The sequence below is a fragment of the Paraburkholderia kirstenboschensis genome, from assembly GCF_032806925.1.
Taxonomy (GTDB): Bacteria; Pseudomonadota; Gammaproteobacteria; order Burkholderiales; family Burkholderiaceae; genus Paraburkholderia; species Paraburkholderia kirstenboschensis.
This window is the reverse complement of record NZ_CP136513.1, coordinates 1,246,248-1,271,935: the sequence shown is the minus strand read 5'-3', so window position 1 is coordinate 1,271,935 and position 25,688 is coordinate 1,246,248. Positions and strand designations below refer to the sequence as shown.

The 25,688-nt window shown below is 61.3% G+C and carries 19 protein-coding genes; 8 read left to right on the top strand and 11 right to left on the bottom strand.

Features of this window, described 5'->3' with window-relative positions:
* Positions 1-12: 12 nt before the first annotated feature.
* The 3 genes from benB to catA form a co-directional block, all read right to left on the bottom strand.
* Positions 13-501 carry a benzoate 1,2-dioxygenase small subunit gene (benB, locus tag RW095_RS28360; RefSeq protein ID WP_128597727.1) on the bottom strand — a complete coding sequence of 163 codons (489 nt, stop codon included), beginning with the start codon at positions 499-501 and terminating at the stop codon, positions 13-15.
* The gene (locus RW095_RS28355; protein ID WP_317022083.1) at positions 498-1,856 is read right to left on the bottom strand and encodes a Rieske 2Fe-2S domain-containing protein; all 1,359 of its coding nucleotides are present in this window, start codon (positions 1,854-1,856) and stop codon (positions 498-500) included. Before RW095_RS28355 ends, benB begins: the two co-directional genes overlap by 4 nt.
* A gap of 106 nt (positions 1,857-1,962) precedes the next feature.
* Positions 1,963-2,898, bottom strand: coding sequence for a catechol 1,2-dioxygenase (catA, locus tag RW095_RS28350; RefSeq protein WP_317022082.1), 936 nt, complete (start codon positions 2,896-2,898; stop codon positions 1,963-1,965).
* A 176-nt stretch (positions 2,899-3,074) separates the two neighbouring features.
* Here catA and RW095_RS28345 point away from each other — a divergent pair, with 176 nt between their 5' ends.
* From RW095_RS28345 to RW095_RS28325, 5 genes are all read left to right on the top strand, one after another.
* Positions 3,075-3,998, top strand: coding sequence for a LysR family transcriptional regulator (locus tag RW095_RS28345; protein WP_317022081.1), 924 nt, complete (start codon positions 3,075-3,077; stop codon positions 3,996-3,998).
* 104 nt (positions 3,999-4,102) lie between these two features.
* Positions 4,103-5,230: a muconate/chloromuconate family cycloisomerase gene (locus RW095_RS28340; RefSeq protein ID WP_317022080.1), complete on the top strand. Its 1,128-nt coding sequence runs from the start codon at positions 4,103-4,105 to the stop codon at positions 5,228-5,230.
* A 74-nt stretch (positions 5,231-5,304) separates the two neighbouring features.
* Positions 5,305-5,583 (top strand): muconolactone Delta-isomerase, encoded by a 279-nt coding sequence (gene catC, locus RW095_RS28335; protein ID WP_317022079.1) that lies wholly within the window; start codon positions 5,305-5,307, stop codon positions 5,581-5,583.
* Positions 5,584-5,826: 243 nt separating this feature from the next.
* Positions 5,827-9,450 carry an AAA family ATPase gene (locus RW095_RS28330; protein WP_394365202.1) on the top strand — a complete coding sequence of 1,208 codons (3,624 nt, stop codon included), beginning with the start codon at positions 5,827-5,829 and terminating at the stop codon, positions 9,448-9,450.
* Between the two features lie 57 nt (positions 9,451-9,507).
* Positions 9,508-9,765, top strand: a complete 258-nt coding sequence (locus RW095_RS28325) for a DUF4242 domain-containing protein (RefSeq protein WP_027798033.1) — start codon at positions 9,508-9,510, stop codon at positions 9,763-9,765.
* A 102-nt stretch (positions 9,766-9,867) separates the two neighbouring features.
* Here the strand turns inward: RW095_RS28325 and RW095_RS28320 are convergent, their stop codons facing one another.
* Positions 9,868-13,146 (bottom strand): adenylate/guanylate cyclase domain-containing protein, encoded by a 3,279-nt coding sequence (locus tag RW095_RS28320; RefSeq protein WP_317022077.1) that lies wholly within the window; start codon positions 13,144-13,146, stop codon positions 9,868-9,870.
* Positions 13,147-13,640: 494 nt separating this feature from the next.
* Here RW095_RS28320 and RW095_RS28315 point away from each other — a divergent pair, with 494 nt between their 5' ends.
* Positions 13,641-15,875 carry a SulP family inorganic anion transporter gene (locus tag RW095_RS28315; RefSeq protein ID WP_317022076.1) on the top strand — a complete coding sequence of 745 codons (2,235 nt, stop codon included), beginning with the start codon at positions 13,641-13,643 and terminating at the stop codon, positions 15,873-15,875.
* Between the two features lie 43 nt (positions 15,876-15,918).
* On the opposite strand, the gene RW095_RS28310 is transcribed toward RW095_RS28315, so the two are convergent.
* From RW095_RS28310 to RW095_RS28285, 6 genes are all read right to left on the bottom strand, one after another.
* On the bottom strand, positions 15,919-16,290 hold the full coding sequence (locus RW095_RS28310; RefSeq protein ID WP_317022075.1) for a YciI family protein: 372 nt from the start codon (positions 16,288-16,290) through the stop codon (positions 15,919-15,921).
* 703 nt (positions 16,291-16,993) lie between these two features.
* Complete coding sequence (locus RW095_RS28305) at positions 16,994-17,152, bottom strand: hypothetical protein (RefSeq protein WP_317022074.1); 159 nt, start codon at positions 17,150-17,152, stop codon at positions 16,994-16,996.
* A gap of 135 nt (positions 17,153-17,287) precedes the next feature.
* On the bottom strand, positions 17,288-17,485 hold the full coding sequence (locus RW095_RS28300) for a hypothetical protein (protein WP_027798037.1): 198 nt from the start codon (positions 17,483-17,485) through the stop codon (positions 17,288-17,290).
* A gap of 99 nt (positions 17,486-17,584) precedes the next feature.
* Complete coding sequence (locus tag RW095_RS28295) at positions 17,585-18,091, bottom strand: phasin family protein (RefSeq protein ID WP_317022073.1); 507 nt, start codon at positions 18,089-18,091, stop codon at positions 17,585-17,587.
* A gap of 457 nt (positions 18,092-18,548) precedes the next feature.
* On the bottom strand, positions 18,549-19,172 hold the full coding sequence (locus RW095_RS28290; RefSeq protein ID WP_317022072.1) for a hypothetical protein: 624 nt from the start codon (positions 19,170-19,172) through the stop codon (positions 18,549-18,551).
* Positions 19,173-19,190: 18 nt separating this feature from the next.
* A complete protein-coding gene (locus tag RW095_RS28285) occupies positions 19,191-19,733 on the bottom strand; it encodes a peptidoglycan-binding domain-containing protein (protein ID WP_317022071.1) in 543 nt (180 codons plus the stop codon).
* Between the two features lie 914 nt (positions 19,734-20,647).
* Here RW095_RS28285 and RW095_RS28280 point away from each other — a divergent pair.
* The gene (locus RW095_RS28280) at positions 20,648-20,953 is read left to right on the top strand and encodes a DUF995 domain-containing protein (protein ID WP_317022070.1); all 306 of its coding nucleotides are present in this window, start codon (positions 20,648-20,650) and stop codon (positions 20,951-20,953) included.
* 244 nt (positions 20,954-21,197) lie between these two features.
* On the opposite strand, the gene RW095_RS28275 is transcribed toward RW095_RS28280, so the two are convergent.
* Positions 21,198-23,156 carry a serine/threonine-protein kinase gene (locus tag RW095_RS28275; protein ID WP_317022069.1) on the bottom strand — a complete coding sequence of 653 codons (1,959 nt, stop codon included), beginning with the start codon at positions 23,154-23,156 and terminating at the stop codon, positions 21,198-21,200.
* 281 nt (positions 23,157-23,437) lie between these two features.
* On the opposite strand from RW095_RS28275, the gene RW095_RS28270 reads away from it, so the two are divergent.
* Positions 23,438-25,684, top strand: coding sequence for a CHAT domain-containing protein (locus RW095_RS28270; RefSeq protein WP_317022068.1), 2,247 nt, complete (start codon positions 23,438-23,440; stop codon positions 25,682-25,684).
* Positions 25,685-25,688 lie beyond the last annotated feature (4 nt).

Sequence of the window (25,688 nt, the reverse complement as noted above, 5' to 3'; positions counted from 1 at the left end):
CGACCGGTGGCATCAAACGTGATAGACGTCGAGCACCTGTCGGATATAGTCGTTCTTGAGTGCAATCTTCTTGCTGGAAATCAGCAGACGGTCGTCGACCGTGCGCAAGGTTACGTACATCGTGCCGAAGAACTGGTCCGTGATCTTGTAGCGGTGAATAAGCGTGTTGAAGTTGTATCGAAGGTCCACTTCGCCATCACGCTCAGCCAGCACTTCCACATTGGTCACGTTGTGGCTCGTGCGCGGTTCTGGCATCGAAGCGCCGCTTCGTTCGGTCTTGATGCGGAATACGCGGTCTTCGAGGCCACCTCGGTCTGCGTAGTACATCAACGAGATCTGCCTCTGCGGGTCCTCCGTCAGCGTGTCATCGTCGTCCCACGCCGGCATCCAGTAGGTGACGTCCTCTGTGTAGCAGGCGAGCCACTCGTCCCATTGACGGTCATCCAGGAAACGGGCTTCCTGATAAAGGGCGCGACAGAGTTTTTGATAATCGAAGCTCATGCCGTCGCCTCCGCTTGTTCTTTTCGCAAGGCATCGCGCATCACCTGCAACCAGTATTCGTGCTGGACCACAAAGAGGCCCTCGTCTTCGCTACGTTCTCCAGAGATGAGCGGATTCAAGCCCATGCTCCTCGCGTTTTCGTCCGGTCCGTGAATCCACAGCGGAGCACCGCGCGAGAGGTCATTCCACATCGTCGTTGAACCGGCGTACCCGGACTGACACGCGCGAAATTCTTCGAGGTCATCACTGGTCCCCATGCCCGATACGTTGAAGAAATCTTCGTATTGGCGAATGCGGGTCGCGCGGTCTTCGGCACTCTCGCCCTTGGGGGCGAAGCAGAAGATGCTGACTTCGGTCCTGTCGACGCTAATCGGACGAACCACACGAATCTGCGTGCTGAACTGGTCCATCAGGAAAACGTTGGGATAAAGGCACAGATTGCGGGTCTGGTTGACGACGAATCTCCCCTTGTCTTCGCCGACGCGCGCTGTGATTTCGTCGCGGTGCCGATAAACCGGCCTCACTTCCGGGTTCATGGTGTTGGTCCACAGCAGGATATGACCGTGCTCGAATCCGTACACGCCGGCGACCGACTTGCTCCAGCTATTCGCATCCACTGCCTTGGTGCCTTCGTCCTTGCGTCGGCCCATCGTTGCGGCGTAGTTCCAGTGGACGGTGCTGACGTGATAACCGTCGCAGCCGTTCTCCATCTGCATCTTCCAGTTGCCGTCGTAGATATACGAGGAGTTCCCGCGCAATACTTCCAGGCCGTCCGGCGCTTGCGCAACGATCTGGTCGATGATGACCTTCGTCTCACCGAGGTAATCCTCGAGCGGCATGACGTCGGCATTCAGGCTGCCGAACAGGAAACCGCGATAGTTCTGAAAGCGCGCAACCTTCTTCAGGTCGTGCGAGCCTTGCTTGTTGAATTGCACAGGGTATTCGGTGGTCTTCTCATCCTTTACTTTCAGGAGCTTGCCGGCGTTCGAGAACGTCCATCCGTGAAAAGGGCAGGTGAAGCTGCTCTTGTTGCCGTGCTTGCGACGACACAGCATTGCACCTTTGTGCGCGCAGGCATTGATGACCGCGCGTAATTCACCCGTTTTGTCGCGCGTGACAACTATCGGCTGGCGACCGATCCACGTGGTGTAGTAGTCGTTGTTATCAGGAATCTGGCTTTCGTGCGCCAGATAAACCCAGTTACTCTCGAAGATATGCTTCATCTCGAGTTCGTACAAATCGGCATCGGTGAAGATGTCGCGGCGACAACGGAAAACACCGTTTTCTTTGTCGTCCTGCACGGCGTTGCTCAGCAGGTCTTCCAGCTTCAACGCCTTGTCGATAGTTGCACACATGTCTGCTCTCCCTATGCGGACTCCGCGGACGAGCCCTTGCATCGGTTCAATGATTTATGCGGAGAATCAGGCAGCTAGCCGGTCAGAAAGCCGCCTTGTCGAGCGGTTACGCCGCAGCTGATGCCCGCGGGCGGTTGACGAGCTGGTTGTCTTTACCCTTAATCAGTGGACTAAGCGCGATGTCGAACTGGATTTCTTTGTACGCATCGGCTTTGAGACCCAGGGCAATGCCGCCCGTCTTGTCGACGACTTGAGGAACGAGTTCCTCGCGAGTGGCATAGGCGAAGTCGTCCCAAATCAGCGGGTCGCCTTCGATGTTGATTTGCGTCGTCAGCTTGCCCGTTTTATCGCTGGTGACGAAGAAGTGCACGTGCGCCGGACGATTACCGTGCCGGGCAAGCATGTTCAGCAGTTGCTGCGTGGCGCCGTGCGGCGGGCAGCCATAGCCCACCGGCATGAGTGTGCGGAATTCATATTTGCCATCGGCACCGGTTCGCACTGCGCCGCGAAGGTTGAACTCGCTCTGTGCGCCAGTCGGGTCGAAATGCGAATAAAAGCCCTTCGAATTGGCGTGCCAGCATTCGACCACTGCGCCCGCCACGGGCTCGCGGTCGGGCCCAGTCACAGTGCCATGGATAATGAGCGGGTCAGCGTCTTCGTCAGGATTGACATCGATTTTCGATACACCGTCACGCAGCGGCGCGCCAGCGACATACAACGGCCCTTCAATGGTTCGCGGCGTGCCGCCATGAATGTCTGCCTCCAGGTCCTGCGCATCCATCCGGATGTCGAGATACTTTTCCAGACCGAGGCCAGCAGCCAGAAGCGCGGCTTCGCCGTCTTGTCCGAGTTTATTGAAGTAGGTCACACCTGCCCAAATCTCATCGGGGGTGATGTCGAGGTCGTCGATGGCCTTAAAGAGGTCGCCCAGCAAGCGATGGGTAATCTCCTTGGTGCGGGCATTGCCGTCCTCGCAACCAAGATTGGCGGCGGCCTTGAGAAGGGCCTGCACTTCGTTTGTTTCGAACACTTTGGCGTTCATTGTCTGCTCCTGACTCTCTGTATTTTTCGATGGGGTTAACCCTTGTTTCTGCCCGGTTGAAGTATGCTCAGAAGGTATAATCGGGCTGTGAAACTCGGTATGAATGCAGGATAGTTGACGGCAAATGGACCGGTCCAACACCGATTTAGTATTGGGCTATATCTGAGAGGTATTGAATGGAACTGCGACACCTCCGGTACTTCGTGGCGGTTGCCGAGGAGCGGAACTTCACGCGGGCCGCGCAACGCCTTCATATCGCGCAACCACCGCTCAGTCGGCAGATACAGCAACTTGAAGAGACCTTGGGCGTGCAACTCTTCGAAAGAAACTCGCGCCCTTTGAAACTGACAGAGACGGGCAAGTTCTTTTACGGCCACGCAGTGCAATTGCTGGCGCAGACTGCGGAGCTCGAGTCGATGACACGACGAGTGGGCAACATCGAGCGCAGCATGTCTGTCGGTTTTGTCGCATCGACCCTATACGGGTTGCTGCCAAAAATAATTCGCCGCTTTCGCGACGAGAATCCGACGGTCGAGCTCAGCCTTCACGAGATGTCGACCACAGACCAGATAAGGGCGCTCAAGGACGGGCGGATCGATGTCGGTTTTGGCCGCATCCGGCTAGAGGATGCGAACATTCGGCGAGTGGTCCTGCGAGAAGAGAAGATGATTGTCGCGTTTCCTCTCGGCCACCCGCTCTCTATTTCCAAGCCTGTTTCAGCGTTGCGGGACCTTGTCAACGAAACGCTGATCATCTACCCGAAAACGCCACGTCCGAGCTACGCAGACCAGGTCCTCGCCGCCTTTCACGACCGAGGATTGAAGCCGCGAAAAATCTATGAAGTCCGGGAAATTCAGATTGCGTTGGGGCTAGTCGCGGCCGGCGAGGGGATTTCCATCGTCCCGAGCAGCGTTTATGGCCTTAAGCGAGACGACGTGAGTTATAAGGAACTGGACGACCCGACTCTGGTGTCGCCAATCATCATGAGTGTGCGTGCGATGGACGAGTCGCGCGACATCAGCGAGATGCTCGATCTCATTTATCGACTGTACGAGGAAGAGCAGGTCGCTTCCGTCGCCCGCACAGACGAGGGGCGGTAAGCCGGTTATACCTTGGCGGTATGACACTAGACGTCGATGGTCTTGGACAGGGGAAGATTGCGCGCGCAATACTTCAGCAACTCTCCAACCTCGTCCCCTCAGGTATGAACCCCCAAATCACCTCCGTCGAAGCGATCCTAGTTGACCTTCCAACCATTCGCGCGCATCAGCTTTCCATGGCGACGATGCAGCAACAAACCATGGTCATCATCCGCCTTCGCGCGAGCGACGACATCGAGGGCATTGGGGAAGCCACGACCATCGGCGGTCTCTCTTACGGCGAAGAAAGTCCCGAAGGCATCAAACTGACCATCGACACATACCTGGCTCCCGTGTTGGTGGGGCAGGATGCGACGAACGTTAACGACGCGATGCTCAAGCTGAACAAGGCTGCCCGTGGCAATCGGTTCGCCAAGTCCGGTATCGAAACGGCGCTGCTGGATGCGCAGGGCAAACGTCTTGGCGTGCCGATGTCGGCGCTGCTCGGCGGAGCCGTTCGCAAGACCCTTCCGGTCCTCTGGACGCTCGCGAGCGGCGACACCGATCGCGACATAGAAGAAGCTGAAATGCTTCTCGCTGAACGTCGGCACAATACGTTCAAGCTGAAGATCGGACGGCGTAGCGTTCGCGACGACGTAGCTCACGTGTCAAAAATCAAGGCAGCCTTCGGCGACCGCGCCAGAATCACCGTGGACGTGAATCAGGCATGGAATGAAATTGATGCCGCGATGGGAATTGCCGCGCTGGAAGCCGCCGGCATCGACCTCATCGAACAACCCACGCCTCGCGACCAACGCGGCGCACTTGCCCGGCTAGCTGCTCGTTTCATCGTGCCAATAATGGCAGACGAGGGGGTAACGGGTCCCGAAGACGCGCTCGAACTCGTACGTGGGTCCTGCGCTGACGTTTTCGCCTTAAAGATTGCGAAGTCAGGTGGCATCTACGGAATGATGCGGACTGCGGCCATCGCGGACGCCGCCGGCGTGGCGCTGTATGGCGGCACCATGCTCGAAGGCAGCATCGGCTCGATTGCTTCCGCGCATGGATTCGGCGCGCTTCCTCAACTGTCATGGGGTACTGAGCTTTTTGGTCCACTCCTGCTCAAGGATGACGTGGTGACGGCTCGCCCGCATTATCGCGATTTCGACTTGCACATTCCTGAAGGGCCAGGGCTCGGACTCCATATCGATGAAGAGAAGCTCGCTTTCTACCGCCGGGATAAAAAGGCCTGAGCACACCCGGTCATTCGACAGTCGAAATGACGCAATCACCCAGCAACTCAAGAAGCGTCTCGTAAGGAGCAAAAATGCTGTATCTCGCAAGAATGGATGTACACCTGCCGCAGGATATGCCGCTTGCTCAAGCCGATGAAATCAAGGCCCGTGAAAGGGCATATTCGCAAGAGCTACAACGACAGGGGAAATGGCAGCAGTTGCACCGGGTCGTTGGTCAGTATGCGAACTACAGTATCTTCGACGTCGACTCGCACGACGAACTGCACGAAATTCTTTCTGGCCTACCGCTATTTCCATACATGACGATCGAGGTGACCGCGCTTGCACGTCACCCATCGTCGATACGATAGAGCCAGCGCCGTTAGGACGGCATTCGAACGTAGGCTCCCGCCGGTCTGGGAGGAGCCCGGCATCGCTGATTGCAGGGTCGCCAGGCGCTGCAATGTTCGTTCCTCTTACTTAAGCGGTGCCGCCGCGCGCGCCTGACATTCCGTCGCCTGATCGGGCAATCGATGGAATGGGCGAGAACGTGCATGGACAAGTCGCGTCAGCACGCCGATCATAGTTCTCGACGGCAAAGCAGAGTTCTAACGATGAAGGACGATCTGACGACATGGCTGGTGCAGATTGGCCTCGGTGGGCACGCCACGAAGTTTGCATCGCAAGGGATCGACTGGGACGTGCTCGGCGACCTGTCCGAGGGCGATTTAAAGGAGCTCGGCCTGACGCTCGGCGACCGCAAGCGGCTCGCAAAAGGGCTTGCGGCACGGAGCGAATCCCACGCGCGATCGCTCGACCGCTCGAAGGAACCAGCAGACTCGTCTTCGCCGGCTGCGCGCGAAACCGCCGTGGCCGAGAGGCGGCAACTCACCGTGATGTTCGTGGACCTGATCGATTCCACGGCTCTCGCCGAGCGCTTCGATCCCGAGGACATGCGACGCCTGCTAGGGATCTATCATCAAGTCTGTGCGAGCGTGATCGAAGTTCATGAAGGTCACATCGCGCTTTACATCGGTGACGGCCTGCTCGTTTACTTCGGCTACCCGAATGCGCACGAAGACGATGCCGTGCGCGCGGTGCTCTCCGCTCTCGCTGTCGTTTCGGCGCTTCGAGAGGCCAACGATCGCATCGAACTCGAGCACGGCGTACGCCTGCAGATGCGTATCGGGATCGAGACGGGACTTGTCGTCGCCGGCGCGATTGGCGCTGGATCCACGCGGGACCACCAGGCGATCGTCGGAGAGGCGCCAATCATCGCCGCAAGGCTGCAGTCGGTCGCTCCGCCCGACGCGATCGTCGTGGGCCCGGCCACCCAGCGCCTGATCGAGGGATCGTTCCTGCTCGAAGACCTCGGTTGGCAAGAGCTGAAAGGGATCACTGGTCCGGTTCGAGTCCAACGCGTGGTGGCGCAAACGGATGCGATCGACCGCTTCGAAGTCAGGGCGGTCTACGGCATCACGCCGCTCGTCGGCCGAGCCGCGGAACTCGACATGATCCGGCAACGCTGGAAGCAGAGCGTCGACGGCGAAATGCGCTGCGTCGTGTTGAGCGGCGAGCCGGGTATCGGAAAATCTCGCGTGCTGCGGGCATTCGGCGACGGCATCAGTGGCGACAACCATGCGGTCGTTTCGCTCCACTGTTCCTCGTACTATTGCAACAGCCCTTTCTGGCCGGTATTACGCTGGCTGCGGCGCGCCTTTGGCCTCGGCCCCGACGCGCCCGACTCGTCGGATCTGGACAGGCTGGAGGCGGCAATTGCACGACTCCGACTGGATGCCGACGAGACGCTTCTCGTGCTGACGACCTTGCTCGGAATTCCGGCGGGCGGGCGCCATCAGGCAATCGATGCCTCATCCCCGTCCTTCAAACGCCGCACGCTCGACGTGCTCGTCGCCATCATCGAAAAGTCGACGCAAGTTCAGCCGGTGCTCGTCATCGTCGAGGACGCGCACTGGATCGATCCGTCATCCCTCGAGTTCGTTCGGCTGGTGCTCGAGCGGCTCGTGGCCACTCCGCTCCTGCTACTGCTCACGGCGCGGCCCGAGTTCGAACCGGGATGGATTTACCCTCATCTCGTGCAGGTGAACCTCGATCGGCTCTCGCGCCGCGATTGCATCGCGATGATCGAAAGGCTCGCCAATGGAAAGCGGCTGCCGCCTTTCGTACTCGATCAGATCGTCTCCAAAACGGACGGCGTGCCGCTCTTCGTCGAGGAGCTGACAAAGGCCGTCCTCCAAGGCGAATTGTTGCGGGATGCCGGAACAAGCTATGAGTTGAAAGGAACGCCGCAGACCATTGCGATCCCGGACACGTTACAGGGCTCGCTACTATCGCGGCTCGACCGGCTGGAGCCGGCCGTGAAGGAAACCGCCCAGATCGCGGCCACGGTGGGGCGGGAATTCGGCAGGAAGCTGCTTGGCCTGATTGCGTCCAGGTCGGAGAACGATCTGCAGGAAACGCTAGACCGCCTGATCGAAGCCGAAATCATCCTCCCTGCTTCTGTTAAACCGGGGGAGGGAGACGTGTATCTGTTCCGGCACGCGTTGATCCAGGAGATCGCCTATCAATCCCTGTTGCTGGCGCGCCGCCGCCAATACCATGCGCTGATCGCCGCTGCTCTGGAGGACCATTATCCGGAAGTGGTCAGTCGGCAGCCCGAATTGATCGCTCAGAACTTCGCTGCGGCCGACCTGCCGGATCGCGCAATCGGCTACTGGCAGCGTGCCGGGGAGCAGGCCCTTGCCGGCGCAGCTTACGACGAGGCTATCGCTCACGCGCAGCGCGGGCTTGAATTGATAAGCCGATGTTCCTACAGTAATCAGGATCGGGCAGCCCACCTGGTGCCTCTGCTGCTGACAAGAGGCGGAGCGGAGATCCGGTTGGCCCGCCGCGAGGCGATAGCGACCTTCCGGCAGGCCGCGCAAGTTGCTCGCGAGCAGAACTTGTCGTCGTTTCTTGTGCAGGCGGCGTTGGGGTTCGACACCGCCGAGACGTTCCTCGAAGGCTCCGGCAAAGCATCGCTTTCCTTGCTGGAAGAGGCGCTCGGCTTGATCGGCACCGAGGAGTCCGTCGAGCGCTGCCGCCTGTTGAGTCGGCTGGTCCGCACCGTTCACATGACCGGTGCAGGTGAACAAGCCGACGAACTGGTTCTGGAGGCTGTCGCTCTAGCCAGACGCCTGAACGACCTGCCGAGCCTGTTCGACGCATTGGCATGCGACATGATGCATATCGGGGCTCGCCCTTTGCCTGCGGACAAATTCCCGGAGCGTGCAAACGTGTTACAGGAATTGAGCCAGATTGCAGAAGATCTCGGTGATGCGCACACCATAGGTCACGCATGCGCTCGATGTCTTGCCGGCTACCTGGAGATCGGCGCGGTGGAACGCTTCGAGAGCGCGCTGGAAAGATATCGGCAGATTGCCACCAGTGGGCAGCATTTCGTCGACAAATGGTGTGTGACAGGTGCGCAGGCGATGCGGGCCATACTCGTCGGGGACTTCCCCGTGGCGGAGCACAAGGCGCGAGAGTCGTTGAAAATGGCGCAGAGCGTCGACGCGAAACTGGCAACGGGCGTCTACGGCATGCAGATGTTTTCGATACGCCGCGAACAAGGCCGGCTCGCCGAGGTAGCGCCGCTCTTCAAGCGGTTCGTCGACGAGCATTCCGAAGATGCCGCGTGGCGGCCCGGGCTCATGTTGATCTGCAGCGATCTCGGCTTCGACGCTCAGGCCCGCGACAATCTCGAACGGCTTGCGGAATCGGAATCCAGCATCCCCGTAGACAGCAAGCGGCTCGTCACGTTGACGTATCTGGCGGAAGTCGCTGCGCGGCTCCACGACGTCGGCCGCGCCGAACAGATTTATGCCCGTCTCCTGCCGTTCCGGGACCAGGTCGTCACCGTTCCTGTTTTTACGCTGTGCTGCGGATCGGCGGCACGGCATCTCGGCATGCTCGCCGGCACTCTTGGCGATTGGTCCGTCGCCGAAGAGCATTTCGAATACGCGCTGTGCATGGATGAGCGCTTGCGAGCGCCGCCCTGGCTGGCGCATAGCCGGCACGAATTCGCCCTCATGCTGGCAGCGCGCAATCGCATCGAAGATAGAGCACGAGCGCAAGACCTGCTCGCCGCGGCGGCCACCGCGGCCAGCGAACTGAAGATGTTTGCCCTCGTGGAGCGCATCCGTGCCGCTGGGACAAGCACAGGGCTCACACACTAGTACACGGCTGCATGCTGCGAGGCGCAGCGGTGAGAGCCACTCATCAAGGAGGATCCGATGCCACGTTTTATGATTGAACGAAATTTTGCGGAACAGTTGGAGGTCACCGGCGCAAGCGCGAGTGCCGTGAAACTGATCAACGACGAGGAGGGCGTCGAGTGGCTCTTTTCGTTTCTCAGTGCGGACAAGAAGAAGACTTATTGCCTGTACGAGGCGCCCAACGCCGAAGCCATCCGCGCTGCGGCACGCCGGGCGAACCTGCCCGCCGATGTGATCATCGAAGTGAGCGACTTGCGGCCAGAAATGTTCAATTAAAGGCAGGGGCGCGAATGGCACCGTTGTGTCGCGAGGACGATGCAACGACAGGAGCACCGCCCGCGTTGTCGAATCGATGGAATACATCGGGCAACGCCTGCGCTACGAGGCGAGCGCAGCGTCTATCGCAGGCAGATAGCTGCTGTATCCCGCTTCCACGAGGTCCGCGCGTACGCGCTCGAGTTCGCGCCGCGTTCCTTCAGAATGGTTGTGTTTCGCACGAGCGAGGGCGCGCCCGCGCCTCACAAACAGTTCCGCCCAAGGCAGCGGCTCGACGCGCGTATAGTCTTCGAGGGCAGTGGCGTAGTGCAGTGCGCCGGCTGCGTCGCCGGCGGACAACATCGCTTCGATCGCATCGCGGTAGAACCACAGATGATTGTGCCCGACCGCGCCGCGCCGCAACATGTCCGCACCTTCGGCGAGCAGACGTGTGCGCTCATCGTCGTCCTCGACGGCGCAGCTTAGTGCGCTCACGGCCTTGGGGGCGCTGAACTGCGTTCCCACCTCGCGGCAAATCGCCAGCGCTTCGCGCAGCAATTCGGCGGCCTCTCGCCGATGCCCGCTGTCGAGCAGTGCGCGCGCTCGCATTTCCATGTTCTGTGCTTCGAAGCGGCGAGCGCCCAGTTGACGGATGATCTGCATCTCGCGCTCGAGATGAGCGAAAGTAGCCGGCATGTCACCCATTTCGTAGCAGGCAAACACGCCCAACGTTTCGCACAGCATCTGCGCACGCGGCTGGCTGACCAGCGCCGCAGCGTGCGCGGCGGCGCTTACGTCCTCGCGCGCCGCGCATGCCTCGTTGAGGAAGATCCTGCTGAAGCCGGCCATCGAGCGATTGGCGACCTCAATGCGGCCGAAACCGTGTTCGCGGCTCAACGCAACGCACAGGCTGAAGTGCTCGAAGGCGGTGCGCATGCGCCCTTGTGCGTAGGCAGCATCCGCGAGGCCGCCGAGTGCACGCGCCTCCGCTTCGGGGATGCCGAGCTGCCGTGCATAGGCAAGCCCGCGCTCGTGCTCGGAGCGGCAATCCTCGATCCTGCCAAGCGGAAACAGGATGTTGCCGCGCAAGTGATGCAGGCGTGCGAGTTCGGGCACCTTGCCCAGACGCTCCGCCACTTGCTGCGCGGCGTCGAGCAGCGGCAGGGCTTCGGCGAGGCCTTCGCATACCCGCAGACCTTCGGCGAGCCCGAGTTGGGACTGACAGAGATCCGCTTCATTCGGCGCGGTGGCCACGGCCGCACGGTACGTCGCGATCGAGCCTGGAATGTCGCCGAGGTCTCGTTGAAGTTCGCCCTTGAAGCAGGTCAGCGCGTAGCGATCCGTATCTTTTTGCGCAATTTGCAGACCTCGCCCGACTAGCCGGAATGCCGCCTCGGTGAAGTAGGCCGCGCGTTGCGTGAGCGCGGCGTCGAGGTAGGCCAGCGGCGCCCGCTCGTCCTCGGCGCGATCGAGATGCTGGGCGCGCAGCACCGGGTCGGTCGCTGCAAACCAGTCGGCGGCGAGGCGGTGCAACTCGCGCCGGCGTGCCCGCAGCAGCGTCGAGTAGATGCTCTCCTGGATGAGCGCATGGGCAAACAGGAAATCTTCGCCTTCCGGCAAGACGAGCGCGTTGCGGACGAGCCCGTGACAGACGTAGTCCGGTGTATCGATCAGCCGCCGCAGCAAGGCGAGGCCAAAGCGCTGTCCAATGACTGCGCCGGCCTGGAGTGCCTCGCGGTCGCGCGTAGTCAGCCGGTCCATGCGCGCCAGCACGAGGCTTTGGATTGTGGCGGGGACCGCTTCCTGGCTGCCTTCCTCGGCGTTACGCAGGAGTTGTTCGAGGAACAGCGGATTGCCGCCGGCTCGTTCGATGCAGGCACGCGCGACACGCCCGGTGGCATCGATAAAGCTGCCGGCAAGGTTCAGCGCCTCCTCGCTGCGCAGCGGGCCAAGGTCGATCGTGGCAAAAGGCGTGCCGCGGCAACTGGCTCGCCATGCCGCGTCGAGCGGATCGCCGTCCACGCGCGAAGTCATGACGAGCAGGCCCGGACCGTTCGCGATCGCCGCGGCGAAGGCGGCCAGGTAACCGAGCACCTGCGGGTCGGCCCAATGAAGGTCTTCCACGACAATCAGGGTTGGCCCATGGCGGCAGACATCCTCCGCGATCGCTGCCGCGACCGTGCGCTTGCCGCGCGCGCGTGCAGCACTGTCCATCGCATCGTAAAGCGTGCGCCCTTCACCGGTTTGCGTGAGGTCGAGGATGTCGTGGAGAAACATAAGCTGCTCGGGGCCGACGGCCCCGGAGGCAGCAACCCGTGCGGCGGCAGCGCGCCTTTCATCGACGCCGGCCGCCGGTGCGAGGCCCACCATGCTGCCGACAATGGCGCGGATGGGATCCTGGCCTTTGCCCACGCCGAAATCGAGCACGAGGCCGCGGTGGCCGGCAAAGCCCAGCGTTTCGACGAAGCGGCGCATTTCTTCGACGAGCCGCGTCTTGCCGATGCCCGCCTCGCCGCGGACATACACGACGTGGCCGGCCCGCTGCTCGAGGCACGCGCGGGCGAGGCCCTTGAACTGCTCGAGTTCAGCCTTGCGGCCGACAAAAACACTTCGGCTTGCGGTGACAGTTTCACCGGCTAGACAGCGCAGACGCCACACGTGCACCGGCGAATCGATCCCCTTGAAGCGCATCGCGCCGCCGGCGTCGCTTATCACGCATTGACCGAGTGCGCGATGCGCGCCATCGGAGAGCAGCGTTTCTCCAGGCCCGGCGGCGGCAACCAGCCGGGCTGCCAGGTTCACGGACTCGCCAAGCACGGTGTAGTCCTGTGCGTCCGCGCGCTCGAACGGACCCGCGACTACCTCGCCGCTGGCAATGCCCACATGCGCCCTCAGCGGAAGCGACACTTGCTCGGCCAGTCCGTTAAGTGCCTCATGAATTTCCAGCGCGGCACGCGCCGCGCGAAGCGGATCGGTGTCGTGCGCGCGCGGTGCGCCGAAGATGGCCATCACGGCATCGCCGATGTGCTTATCGATCGTACCGCCGTAGCCGAGCACGATCCCATCGACGAGCGCGGTGTAGCGGCCGGTCAATTCGCGCAACTCTTCAGGATCGAGTGTTTGCGACAGCGCTGTGAAGCCACACAGATCGGCGAAGAGAATGGTGACTTGCCGGCGCTCGCTCGCGGGCGCATCCACGGCGGGCGGCGCTGCGCCCAGGGCGACGCGCTGATCGGCAATTGCCGCGAGTAGGCGCTTGCGGTGGCCGAGCGAGAGGACGCCGAGTTCTTTGAGGTCCGCGTCGTCTAGCTGTTCCAGCATCGTGAGGTCGATGTCGTTCCCGGCAAATGCGGGAGCGTATTGCCCAAGTCCCAATGCGTGCAGCCACTGATCGATATCCATCGCCGCCACCAATCCGATGCTCTCGAATCTACTCCGCGCCGCTCATTGCCGCACAGCTCATCGAACGCTTGGCCCGGACCGGGCCGTGTTGGACCCACGGATCAGACGAATCGACGCCTCGTCCGTTGCCGCGCTGCGACGGGCGCAATGGTCAGATACGCTCGTTGAAGGTATTCCCGATCAAAATACAGTGTACGTCCAGCGCGAGGGAGACGGATACCGTGCATGAGCGACGCGGGGAGGGCAGATGCCGCCCGCCGGGTGCCCCCGTGCTGCTGTGCCGCGGTGTGTTTGACACTGGCTGCGGCCGCGACGGATACTGCACGACGGGTCGGCCGCGTTGTCCCGCGAAGAGGCGAGCGCGATCTGCGGTCGTTCGTCATCCGAAACGATAGGTGATGTTCGAACACGTCGCAGCCGCGGCGTGCCGCGCGAACCGCACAGCCCAGGCAAGATTGCATCCGCTCTCACGGGGAAATACTGTGAAGCCAGCCATGTCAGGTTCCTCATCCGGCCCCCGCTCCGGGCTACGCATTCGGGGACTGGCCGGAGATCTGACGGCCGGCATGGTGTCGATGCTGGTCATGCTCTGCTATGCAATGAGCCTCGGTACCATGATCTTTAGCGCGGATCTCGCCCGTTACGCCGGGCTTGGGGTGCCCACCGCTCTCATCAGTTGCGTAGTGACGGCACTCGTGATCGCCTTGATGAGTTCGATGCGCGTGAACATCGCCGGACCCGACGGCAACGCCACAGCGTTTCTTGCCGGTGTGGCGGCCGGGGTCGCAAGCAGCGTGCGGGCTGACGGCGGAACACCGCAAACAATCTTGCTGACGGTGCTGATCGCCATCGCGTTGTGTTCGGTGGTGACGGGCGTCATTCTGTATGCGCTCGGGTCGTCCAGGCGCGGCCGTTCCCTGCAATTCCTGCCTTACCCGGTTGTAGGCGGCTTCCTTGCCGGGACTGGCTACCTGCTGCTGGCCGGCGCGTTTCGGGTCGTGACCGGCGAGCCCTTGAACTGGCACACCTTGGCGCTGGTGACGCACCTGAACTGGCTGGTCTGGACACCGGCTTTACTCGTGTGCGCGTCAGCCACGCTTCTGTCGCGCACCTGGAAACACGCTGCGGCACTGCCCATCACGCTTGCACTCGGCGTCGCCCTGTTTTACGTGCTCCTCTTTGCGGCCGGCCTGTCGATCGACGACGCCCGCGACACGCGATTGTTGCTTCCGCGCGTGGCGCCGCATGCCATACGAATTCCCGAGTTGCATTTGCCTGCATCGCTCATGCACGGCGGGGTCGACTGGGCGGCAATCGGTGCGCATTTGCCGGAGACCCTCGTCGTTACGTCGATTTCGGCGATTTCGATCCTGATGAATTCGACTGCGATAGGCGCAGCCACAGGGGAAGATATCGATCTGAACCGCGAGATGCGTGCGGCCGGCATCGCCAATATCGCGAGCGGGATGTTAGGCGGAATGGTCGGCTACCAGTCGTTCAATCGATCGATGCTCAATGCACGCGCTGGCGCGACAAGTCGTCTCGCCGGCGTGTTCGCCGCCCTTGCTTGCCTGTTCGTGCTGGCCGTCTCGCCGGATCTGGTGGCGCTATTCCCGGTGCCGGTGCTGGTCGGGTTGCAGCTCTTCATGGGAGTGCGTCTGTTGATCCAGTGGCTGGTCGGTGCTTTTGGCAAGCTCAACTGGCATGAGTACCTGCTTGTACCGCTTATTCTGGGCGCGATTGCGTTTTACGGCGTCGTCACGGGGGTGGTGGCCGGAGTGGTCGCCGCATGTGTGATGTTCGCGTTGCTGTACGGCCGCGTCAGCTGCGTTCGCATGGAGTTCGACGGGAGCACGCGTACATCGACTGTCGAACGCAGTATCGAGGCCACCGAACGGCTTCACGAACTCGGTGCACAGGTGTGCGGAACCTGTCTGCAGGGTTTTCTTTTCTTTGGTACGGCCAATTCGATCTTGCAGCGAGTGCGCCAACGGCTGGCCACGCGCGGGCCCTTGTCCGTTCGCTTTGTCGTGCTCGATTTCGCGTCGACCAACGGCATGGACGCATCGGTATCGGTTAGCTTCGTCAAGCTTTGGCAGATGTGCGCAACGACTAATGCGGACCTGGTGCTGACGGGGTTGCCGATACGCTCGCGTGATCTACTCATGAAGACCGGCACGCTGAATCTCCGGATCCACGAGTTCTCTACGCTCGATGCGGGATTGGAATGGATCGAGGATACGCTTCTCGCCTCGGACTCACGCGCGTTGCCGCGCGCCGAAGAGGATTTCCACACGATGCTCGCACAGTATTTCACGCCATGCGCGCTCACAAGGCTGCTGGCCCTTCTGGAAGTGCGCGAGCTTAGGGCGGGGCAGCCGGTGTTCCGTCGCGGCGAGCCGGGGGACGCCATGTACTTCGTCGAGAGCGGCCGTGTCACTGTCTCACTGCCGCTTGCCGATGGGCGTAACCTCAGGTTGCGTTCGTTCGGGCCGGGTACGATCGTCGGCGAAATGGCGGTGTACACGCAGCAGGCGCGCAGTGCGGATGTGCTCGCGGAGGGTCCCGCACGCGTCCTGCGTTTGACGCTCGAGTCGTTGCATGCGCTCGAACGCGACGACCCTGTGACCGTGCAGCAAATTCACCGTTTTGTCGTCAAGGTCATGGCGTCACGGCTGGCTGTCGCAGACGAGGCCTTGCGCGCCGCTCACTCCGTCCCGAGCGGGTAGAGTGCGGGGCGCCAACGCTTTCTTGAGGCACGCGTCCCAGCCCTCATCGGGCCAGGTAGAAATCCAGGGGGATAAGCTCGACGACCCATCCGCCTTCTTCGCCCAGCGTGGCCGCGGGGTGCATGGAGGCGATGCGCAACGCCTCGTCACGGGTATCCGCCTCGATGATGAACAGGCCGCCCACGACTTCCTTCGACTCGGTGTAGGGCCCATCGGTGATGTGCGTCTTGCCACCGCGCGGGCGGAGCGTCGTCCATTTGTCCAGATCGCCAAGCGACGCGGAAATCAGAACCTTGCCGGTAGCTCGCATCTTTTCGTCCAATGCGGGGCATTGGCTTACCAATGCCTTGACGTCGCCTGGCGCCATCGCGGCGAATTTTTCGGGTGTGAAGTAGGCCAAGCCGAGGTATTTCATGGGAGATCCTTTGGGTGGGGATACCCTGACGACGAAGCTGAGGATCGAAAATCGACAATCTTCTGGGAAAATTTGTAGCAGGTCTCGCCAGCCTGTCCGCTTTGGGTTCAGAAACGGTCAGTTACCCGCACACGGAAGCTGTCATTCCACGGCCGGTCCGCGCCGAAACCGGCTGGACGACTTACGAATGTATTGGGCGTCATTCAAAGTGTCTGGCCTGAGTCATTCGCTTCTCCTTCTAGCGGAAAAACGTTCCGCAATGGAAACATTCAGCGCCGGGCAGCGGGCCATAGACGATACACTCGTCCGGTGAACGAATTTCATCGCGGTTGATCGCAGGGCGGATGCTGTTTCGGTTACGCTTGATGCCGGGCGCGTCTGGCATTAGCCCGCGAGCCTACGTGGAGCCGATCCAGTCTCACAAGAAGTTCCGAACCCTGCTTGTGGATGTGGATAGGTATGTTCGGTAGTGCAAGCACGGCGCGAATACGCGTTCGCCAGTAGTCTGGTTGCATTACGACATTTGCCTTTGCGGTATTGTGGCCGCAATCCATGTACTCCAACTCAGAGATCATCGTCTGGATATGAGCCAAGTCTTTTTCCGCGTGCGTTTGCGTTGACATAAGCGCTTGATGTTTTTCTGATTTATTGTTCGTCAGTGTTCGAACATGCGCGACTAATCGCGCTGTCGCACAGGAAACCGTCACCGCCTGGACCGGGACCAGCGGCACCAGTCGTGGTGATCCAGGTTCCTGAGTAACTCTTCACGACGATATTCACGACGGTAGTGAGCGATTACGCCGGTTGCCGCAATCACCAGTACCAACATACCGATCACAACCCCAAGCCAGGATTCACCCATTGCAGTCTCCTTCGTTGCGTCCGGTCTGCGATTACGGACCGGCTGACGGTGCACTACAGGCGCTTCTTCTATCCTTGCGTTGAACGTTCGTTTGAACCTTCGTTGAACGACAGGCCGCAGGTCGGCGGAGGTTGATCAACACACCCGCCCGACGGCTTTCAGGACGGCATGGCCTTGTGGGGTGATGCTTAGCTGCCGCTGTCCGGTCGTCAGCAGTTCAATGTTCACGAGTTGACACGCCAGCAGTGTGTGAATTTCCTCTCGGTCGGGTCTGATCTGATCGGGTGCAGCGTTCACCAGCATCAAGGTGGTGAATTCATGCGGACTCAACATGCGTGCCTCCTCACGAAGCGGTATGTCTTCGAACTGACGGGTGAATGCTGAAACCGGTGTCCGGCGTCGCGATTACTGGCTGGACATCTTTGCATTGACCTATTTAATCGACGTGCGGGGGCCCTTGGCAGCTTCGATGGCCTGCTTGGCCGCCTTGCGGACGGTCTCTCTCGCATCTGGGGAGGTTGGGAGGGCCGATTCCAATACGGTGGTCGTGAGGTCTGTCCCGGCGGGTGCGTTCTGCACAAGGTCGTCTGCAAGTGTTCGTGCAGAGTGATTCTCATGCTCGTAATGTGCTTCGGCAACCTTCGTCAATTCCGCATTGGTGTTCGACGCGATGTCGTATAGCTGGCGGCTATATGAAAGAGCCTGTTCGGCTGCGGGCTGTATCAGACCTGCCTGCCACGTGAGGTATTCCTCGGGCGTCTTAACCGACAGCGCTTCATGCCAGTAAGCTTCGCTCGTCGCAAGTGCCGAATGAATGGTTTGCAGATTCAGTTCGGTCAGTCTCTGGAAGCTCTCGAACGTCGTATTCGTCAAGGCGAAGAGGGCGACAGCGTTGTTGGTCTGCGATGCGATGAAATGATCGGATTCAAAAAGGCTCATTCATGCTCTCCTTAATTATCGTCATGGCCGTCAGGCAGAGAAAACCCGGTGCGCCACCGAATCACCGACCGCGCACGGCTTACCTGACTGAGCGGATGCATTTCCCAATAAGTGGAATCATTCTAACGTCGTGTAAGCAACATTTGGCATGCTCTTTTGTAGGGGAATCCCCTAGCTCTGACGACATCAGAATGTCATCGATATGCCCGGCGCACCTGTACTGTTAGATGGTGGCGAACAAGGGTGCCCCAGGTCGTTTGCGTAGCGCTGCCACTTCCGCCACAGTTCAGGTTCGCGTCGCCTGGTGGCGGCCGTTTTCATCATATGGCCACGCTCCTCCTCCAAGGAGTGAGTCATACACTGTCTTAGTGTCACGAGCGACTGCAGACAGATAGTTAGGTCTCCAGTATATTTCGATGAAACGAACGCCCACTCAGAGTGCCCTGGAAAACGACGCTCATTTCCAGAGCGCCTGAACGGCACCAATGGTCATGGAACTGAGAAACAGCGGCGGGAGTCGCTTATGATGGTTGACCTCGATTCTGTCTTCCGCCGGTGTCCCTCCTTTGATAGCCTGGGGGAAGCCGTTGAAAAGATCGTCGGGATTATGATCGGTGGAGGATAACCCGCAGGCATGGAACAATTCGTGGACCGCAATCAGCAGCTTTATTCCATCGCCGGCTACGCGTCGCCCCAAATCGCCGATTTCAGGAGTGACCGGCACTACGATAAAGGCCTTCGCGATGCGCGCGACGCCGTTGAAGGAAAGCATGACCTGCGATGTGTGCCCCGCGAGAGCTTTACCGTCCACAGATACCGAAAATGCCTGTCCGAATGCGGTGAAATTCACGCTGCCGGCACCGGCTTCGAACTGTACATTCGCCCCGCCCGGGCCGTTTGAATCGGGTGCCTGAGTCGTTTGAGTCAGCACGACTCCGAGCGCGTGAGCGGTAGAGAGTCGGTTGAATTCCTTGATCGCGTTGGAAAACACACCGGACCATTTGCCGCCTGTTATGCTGCTGCCCGCGAAGACAGTCAACTGCTTTCTGTTCTTGACCGGATCTTCCCACGCGGTACCCACGCGACTCTCCTTTCAGTTTCAGACCGGCGCGCCGGTCTTTTGATCGAAGCGACAACAGACGCTTTCTATCGTTATTCGCGTCTGTCTCTCGCGCTGTGCAATTTCCTTATCCAGGGCGGCGATAGTCATCTTGCCGACGATGTTATCGGCTTTGGTCTGATAGGCGCGGTTGATGATGTTGCGCTTTTGTTTATAAGCAAGCACGGCCGCAGCGGTAGACGGTCCATACCGCTTTGTCTCTAACTCGAGCGCGACGATCTGCGCGCCGTCCAGATAGGCAAGCGCCGTCTGGATCTTGCCGACCGAATCCCCGACGCAACCGGGCGTGATGTGTGCCGGATCGGACGTGAGGCACGCCTGAAGCCGCGGATCATTGCGAAACAGCCGTGAAAATAGATGCATTTTCCGTCCTTTGCATACCCGATTGCTAATTCGTTTCAGGCGGATCGTTTTGCAATTTGCCGCTAGCTCTTTGGACGACGGGCGGGTCCTGATAAGACGAGCTGCGACCCTCTTGTCGCTGTAGACGAATTCGCACGCGTGGTTTTGAAATCTGCGCACGGCCGAACCGTCCTACAAAAAGGAGTAGAACGTGAGTCAGGCGCTGCTCGTCTACGTCAACACCGCCGCACCATGACAAAGTTCATTTGTATGGCGCGCTCCTGGGGGATGCATGCGCCTGTGCCTACTGGATTTCACTTTTCCAGATCGGTCGCCCTACACATCAACTGCGGGACTTCTGGAAAGCGTCCGTCGGGCAAACTTCCGATTGCTAAGAGCTGCGCCGATAGACTATTTTGTTGGAAGCTTGAGCCGGACATTTTGTCTCTTCTAAGCTGAGACCTACGATGTGGACTGGTACCACGTTGAGCCACCCGATTGGGACAATGGTTTTCCCCGCGGCGCTTGCGCTGCTTTGTCTCGATGCCGCGCGGGCGCAGGAAACTCAATTTGCGCAGTCTGGCGCCGTTTTGCCGGCATCGAAGTCTGCCCAACTTTTGATGCGAGAGTCCGGCTCCCGCATCCAGCGCGTCGATTTTGTTCTCGATCAGGCGTCCCAGCCGCGCGCTGACGAGTCGCAGAAAAAACGCAAAGCGGAGCAACGCGCCGCCGCGGCGAAGGCAAAGCTCCACGCGAAGGCTGCTTCGGAAACGGCGGTTCCTGCAGCAAGCCGGTCACAGCAAGCGGCCAGTGTGCCCACGGCAGCGTCGACGGTCTCCGCGGCGGCTCTCCCGGGCGCACCACCTGCGTCCCAACCAACTGTAATCGAGCCGACTGCAACCAGGCCGGCAACGGCGTTGCCGCAACCGGCGCACACACCGCAGCCGGCATCAGAGCCGCAGCAGACGCAAGCCAATACAAGTCCGCGAGCGCAGGCGGGTTCTGCCGGTCCCGACGATCAGCACGGGGCAGGTGCGGGGCGTCCTGCGCGACTTACTCGGGACCAATTGCTGGCGTTGCTGCCGGGCTCGACGATGCTACGAACCAATACGGCAGGCGCTCTCAGACAGTGGGTCAATAAGCCCGACGGTACGCTCACCGTCTACTGGGGCGGCGCGGGCTTCCGTAACGGCGCGCACAGCGCGAGCGGCCGCTGGAACGTCACCGAGGAAGGTCGCTTGTGCCTGCACATCGACTGGGAGGATGTCCCCGAAAACTGGTGCCGCTTCCTCGAGCCGACAGCCAATGGCAACTACCAGCCCATCGCCGATATCGCCGATGCGAACTGGACACCGCCGCAAGACAAGACCAGTTGGCGTCCTTTGACGATTCGCCACTAGGAACCGGCACCGCGGCGGGCCACGGTTAGGAGACAAAGGTCATGGGGCGTCGTCGACGCAAAGCACCGGATCGCTGACCAGGCAATCGGCATCTGATGCCGACGGCGCCATACCGGCGCGTTTTCATAGACGTTTCCTGGACGGGTTGTTCGCGCTCCCCGCCAACAAGGCTGGCAAGGCATGCAGACAACGCAAGCAACATATGGTCTGCATGCGGCCTCCCCGCCGAACATTGCGCGCGCGTTTATCCCGCCGGTTTGACGGCGTCGATGGTGAAGCTGGTCACGCCGAATTCATTGGGGCAGTCTGACGCACCCGCTGCACAGAGTGGCTTGCCGGCAAACGGCGAATACTGAGATGTGCGCCGCGTCGCGGCCTCGCGTTGGGCGTCCTCCGGAAAGGCGGCGAACACGGCTCCGGGTTTCAGGCCAGCCACAGAGAAATCGCGCGGCTCAGGCGACACCAGCACCAGAAAACGGTTGGGCCCGGGCGGCTCGCCCGCCAGCATCGGCCAACTCGCACGCGGCAGCGAGAGTGTCTGCCCGGCCGTGATCGTGTTGTTGCGGTCCAGTCCGTTCGGAAACAGCATCAGGTACTGATTGGACGGGTCAACCATGAACACATAGACGTAGCCGGCGCGGTTGCTGCTCACCTTGAATTGCAGATGATCCTTGCCGATGCGGGCCGTCGTGCTGCGCAGTGTTCCAGTGACATGAATAGCGGGATCAGCCAGCGTCGCGATCCGCTCGAATTCGCTGCCGGGCGTGAAGGCCGCAAGTGTGTCTGGAGGCGGCGTTGCCGCCGCCTGAGACACCGGTGGCGGCGATGGGCTCACGGATGGCGCGACCGCAGCCATCCGGGCCGAGTGTGAAGACGGTTCGGCGCTGGTAAGTGAAGATGGAGGTGAAGAGCGGGGTGCCGTCGCGACCGGTGCCGACGAACGCGTTGCCATCCAGGCACCGACGGCCGCAAGCGCAACGACGCAAACGGCGGCGCCGGCGATCAACCCGGTTCTGTTGCGATTCTTCGCGTCGAGCACGGCGGCTGCCGGCGGTTGTGGGCGGCGCTGTGTGCTGTTACTTTCGCCCATGGATTCGCCGCTGGCACTCGAGGGATTGCGCAACGTCGCGCTCGACGATGAGCCGCGCAGATCGCCCACTCCAGATGCATCGCTGCCGCTCGCAATGTCGGCAGGATCGGGCATCGAAATACCCAGTTCCCTAGCGAGCACATGCACGCTCTGTGGGCGGCTTTCCGGACGCACGGCGAGCGCGTGGTCGATCGCACGCAGGAAACGCTCTGAATACCGGCCCGCCGCCGCATCGGCGAGCGGCACATAGGTGTCGCTCATCATGCGGCCGACCGAAGGCGGTGGCGTTTTACCAAGAATCGCAAAATACACCACTGCGGCGAGCGCATAGACGTCGGTCCATGGCCCCTGCTTAAGCGCGGCTACTTCGGCGTATTGCTCGATCGGCGCATAGCCTGGCTTCAGAATGACCGTCAGCGCCTGCGTCATGTCGCCAATCACGCGCCGCGCCGCGCCGAAGTCGAGCAGAAGCGGGCGCCCGCCGCCTTTGAGCAACATGATGTTGTCCGGCGCTATGTCACGGTGATAGCACTGTGCCGCATGCAGCACCGCGAGCGCGTCTATCAACGGAGTGAGCAGGCCGAACAGCCATGCTTCGTCTGGAGGCGTGGGCATGAGGCGCAAACCGTCGCGCAGCGTCATGCCTTCGTAGTACGGCATCACCATGTATGCCGTGCCGTTCGCTTCCCAGAACCGGTACACCTTGACGAGGGAATGGTGATCGAAGCGCGCGAGCAGTCGCGCCTCGTTGATGAAGCTCTTGAGTCCCGCGCGGAAGGTGTCTTCATGACGCTGCGACCTGACCGACACTTCGGCTGTGCCGACGCGCGAGGCGAGCGCGGCCGGAATGTATTCCTTGATTGCGACGTTTCGCCCGAGCTGCGTATCGTGGGCGAGGTACACGATGCCGAAACCGCCTTCGCCGATCACGCTCACGATCTCGAACTCGCCGAGCCGCGTGCCGGCGGGCAGTGCGTGTTGTGCATTGCCAGCGGGCGTTGGTGGCCGGGTGACGACGGTGCGGTCCGGATCCGCTGCATCCGCGCCGCCTTGCTGACCATCTGGCGCGGGCTGCCGCTGCACGATCACCGTTTTGTCGTCGGGGCTGCTCATCGGCTTTGGCTCCCTGGAGTATTCCATGACGAAGCACCGCGCACGCAAGCGTCACCGCCACGCGTGAGACGCGTGCATCTTTAAGACGATCAGCGCGACGATTTTTGAAAAACGGCGCGCAAGCAGGCGAATCCATTCGTTCAGCGCGCACGCCGGGGATTTCAAAATCCGTGGGGCCAAATCGTTTACAACGATGTAGTCGAACTTCGCATGCAGCCGCAGGCCGTGTGCGCATTCCGTCCGCCAGCCGTTTCCTTTTACCGTCTTGCAGGATGTTAGACGTGAACGCGCGCGAAGGTCTGCCGAGCGGGATGGTGCGCATTGCCCTCAGGACGCGGTGCCACCCTGCGGCGTTGAGCCTGCGTAATGACGCGACGCTGCTAGCCGCAGCGCTCGCCTTCGGTTCGGCCATGCTGCTTGCAGCAGGCGGAGCGCTCGCGGCTGACGCGTCCGTTCCCGTAGCAGAACGTTCCAGCAACACTGGGCTCGCGCCCGAATCTCCCGCTTTTCGCCAGGCCGTCGAACGCGAACGCGACGCCGAAACGCTCAATACGCTGACCGCGGAAGGGCGGCTTCTGTTGTCGCGCGATCGCGTCAAATTGCCTGCCTACGACTATTGCAGCATGTCGGTCGCGGCTGCGGAGCGCGGTGACTTCCGCGACAGCGTCAACGCCGCGGCGCGCGCGCTGGTAATCGCCGGGCAGACCAATAACGCCGACCTCGCGGCGCTCTCCAAGCGCGATCTGGCGATCGCCTACAGCTACGCGGGCGACCTCGACAACGCAGTGCGCTATGCACGCGACGCGCTCGCCTCCACGCCCAAGGCGCCCGAGCAGGTCTATGCGCCGGCCAACAAGGTGCTCGGCGACGTCGCGTTGCGCCGTGGCAATCCGCAAGAGGCGCTCGCCGCGTACAACGACGCGCTCGCCACCGCGTCGCCGCGCTATAAGCCACTGGTTCTGCTGTCGATGACCAACGCCCGCATCGCAGCGGGCGACACGAGCACCGCGCGCACGACGTTTGACGCCGCCGGCCCGCCCGCAACCGCGGAGTTCGCGCCGGCCTATCGGCGAATCGAGGGCAACCTTCTGCTCGCCGAAGGCAAGCCCGATGACGCGAAACGCGCCTTTGAAGCGCTGCTAAAGCAAAGCGGCGCATCGAGCGACGCTGGCTACGACGCGTTATGGGCCTATGAAGGAATTGGCCGCGCGAACCTCGCGCTGGGTAACCGACCCGCGGCCCGCGACGCATACCTCACGGCCGTCGGCGAAGCGGAGAAGATCCGCGCGCGCTTTCACAGCGATGAATTCAAGACCGGCCTTTTCGGCGACACGCAGACGGTGTTCGAACAGGCGATCGCGTTGACGCTCGAAACCGGCGATTACGAGAGCGCCTGGAATCTGTCCGAACGCAGCCGCGCGCGCGCGTTGCTCGACGTGGTGCGCAACCGCGTCGATGCCGGTGTGGACAACCTGCAATTGAACGGGCAGGTGCCGAGTCTCGCCGCGACGCGCAGCGCGCTGAAGCCGGACGAGGCGATTGTCGAATTTCATAGCCTCGAAAAATCGCTGGTTGTCTGGGTCGTGCGTCGCGACGGCCTGACCGGACACACGCTGCCGATCTCGCGCGCGGACCTGAGCGCCGCCGTCACTGACCTGCGCAATGCCATCGTGCGCCGAAGTACGGCCGCGCTGACCTATGGCGACAAGTTCAACGCATTGCTGATCGGACCGCTCGGCCTGCGCCCGAACGAGCGACTCATCATCGTGCCGCACGGCGCGCTTCACTATTTGCCGTTTCAGGCGTTTCACGACGCCAGCGGCTTTCTGATAGAACGTCATGCCATTGCGCTCGAACCGTCGGCGAGTATCGCGGTGCAGCTCGCGCAACGACAGCAGAGGATCGCGAGCAACCTGGTCGCATTCGGCAATCCGACCATCACGCCCGCGTTCGCATTGCCCGGCGCCGAAGCGGAAGTGAAGGGCGTCGCGCCGCTCTTCGCGCGCAACGAGGTGTTCCTGCATAGCGCGGCGACACGCGTGAGCTTTCGCGACAACGCGCCCGCTGGCCGAGTACTGCACGTCGCGACGCACGCCCAGGCGGACACGCTCGATCCATTGCATTCGAGTATCTTGCTGGCACCTCCTGGACAGCCCGCCGACGGCCCCGACGTGCTGCTCGCGCGGGACATCTACAACCTTGACCTCAAGGACGTCGCGCTCGTGACCTTGTCCGCGTGTGAGACCGGGCTTGGCCGGATTGCGCGTGGCGACGAAATACTCGGCTTCACGCGCGCGTTCTTCTATGCGGGCGCCACCAGCCTGATCGTGTCGATGTGGCCGGTCGCGGACGAATCGAGCGCGCTGACCATGCGCACTTTCTACGCACAACTGACCGAAGGGCGTGAGGCCATCGACGCGATGCGGACCGCGCAATTGACCGTGCTCAAAAACCCGCGTTTCTCGCATCCGTTTTTCTGGGCACCGTTCGATCTGATGGGAGGCTGGCGCGTGACGATCGCGCGCTGAATGG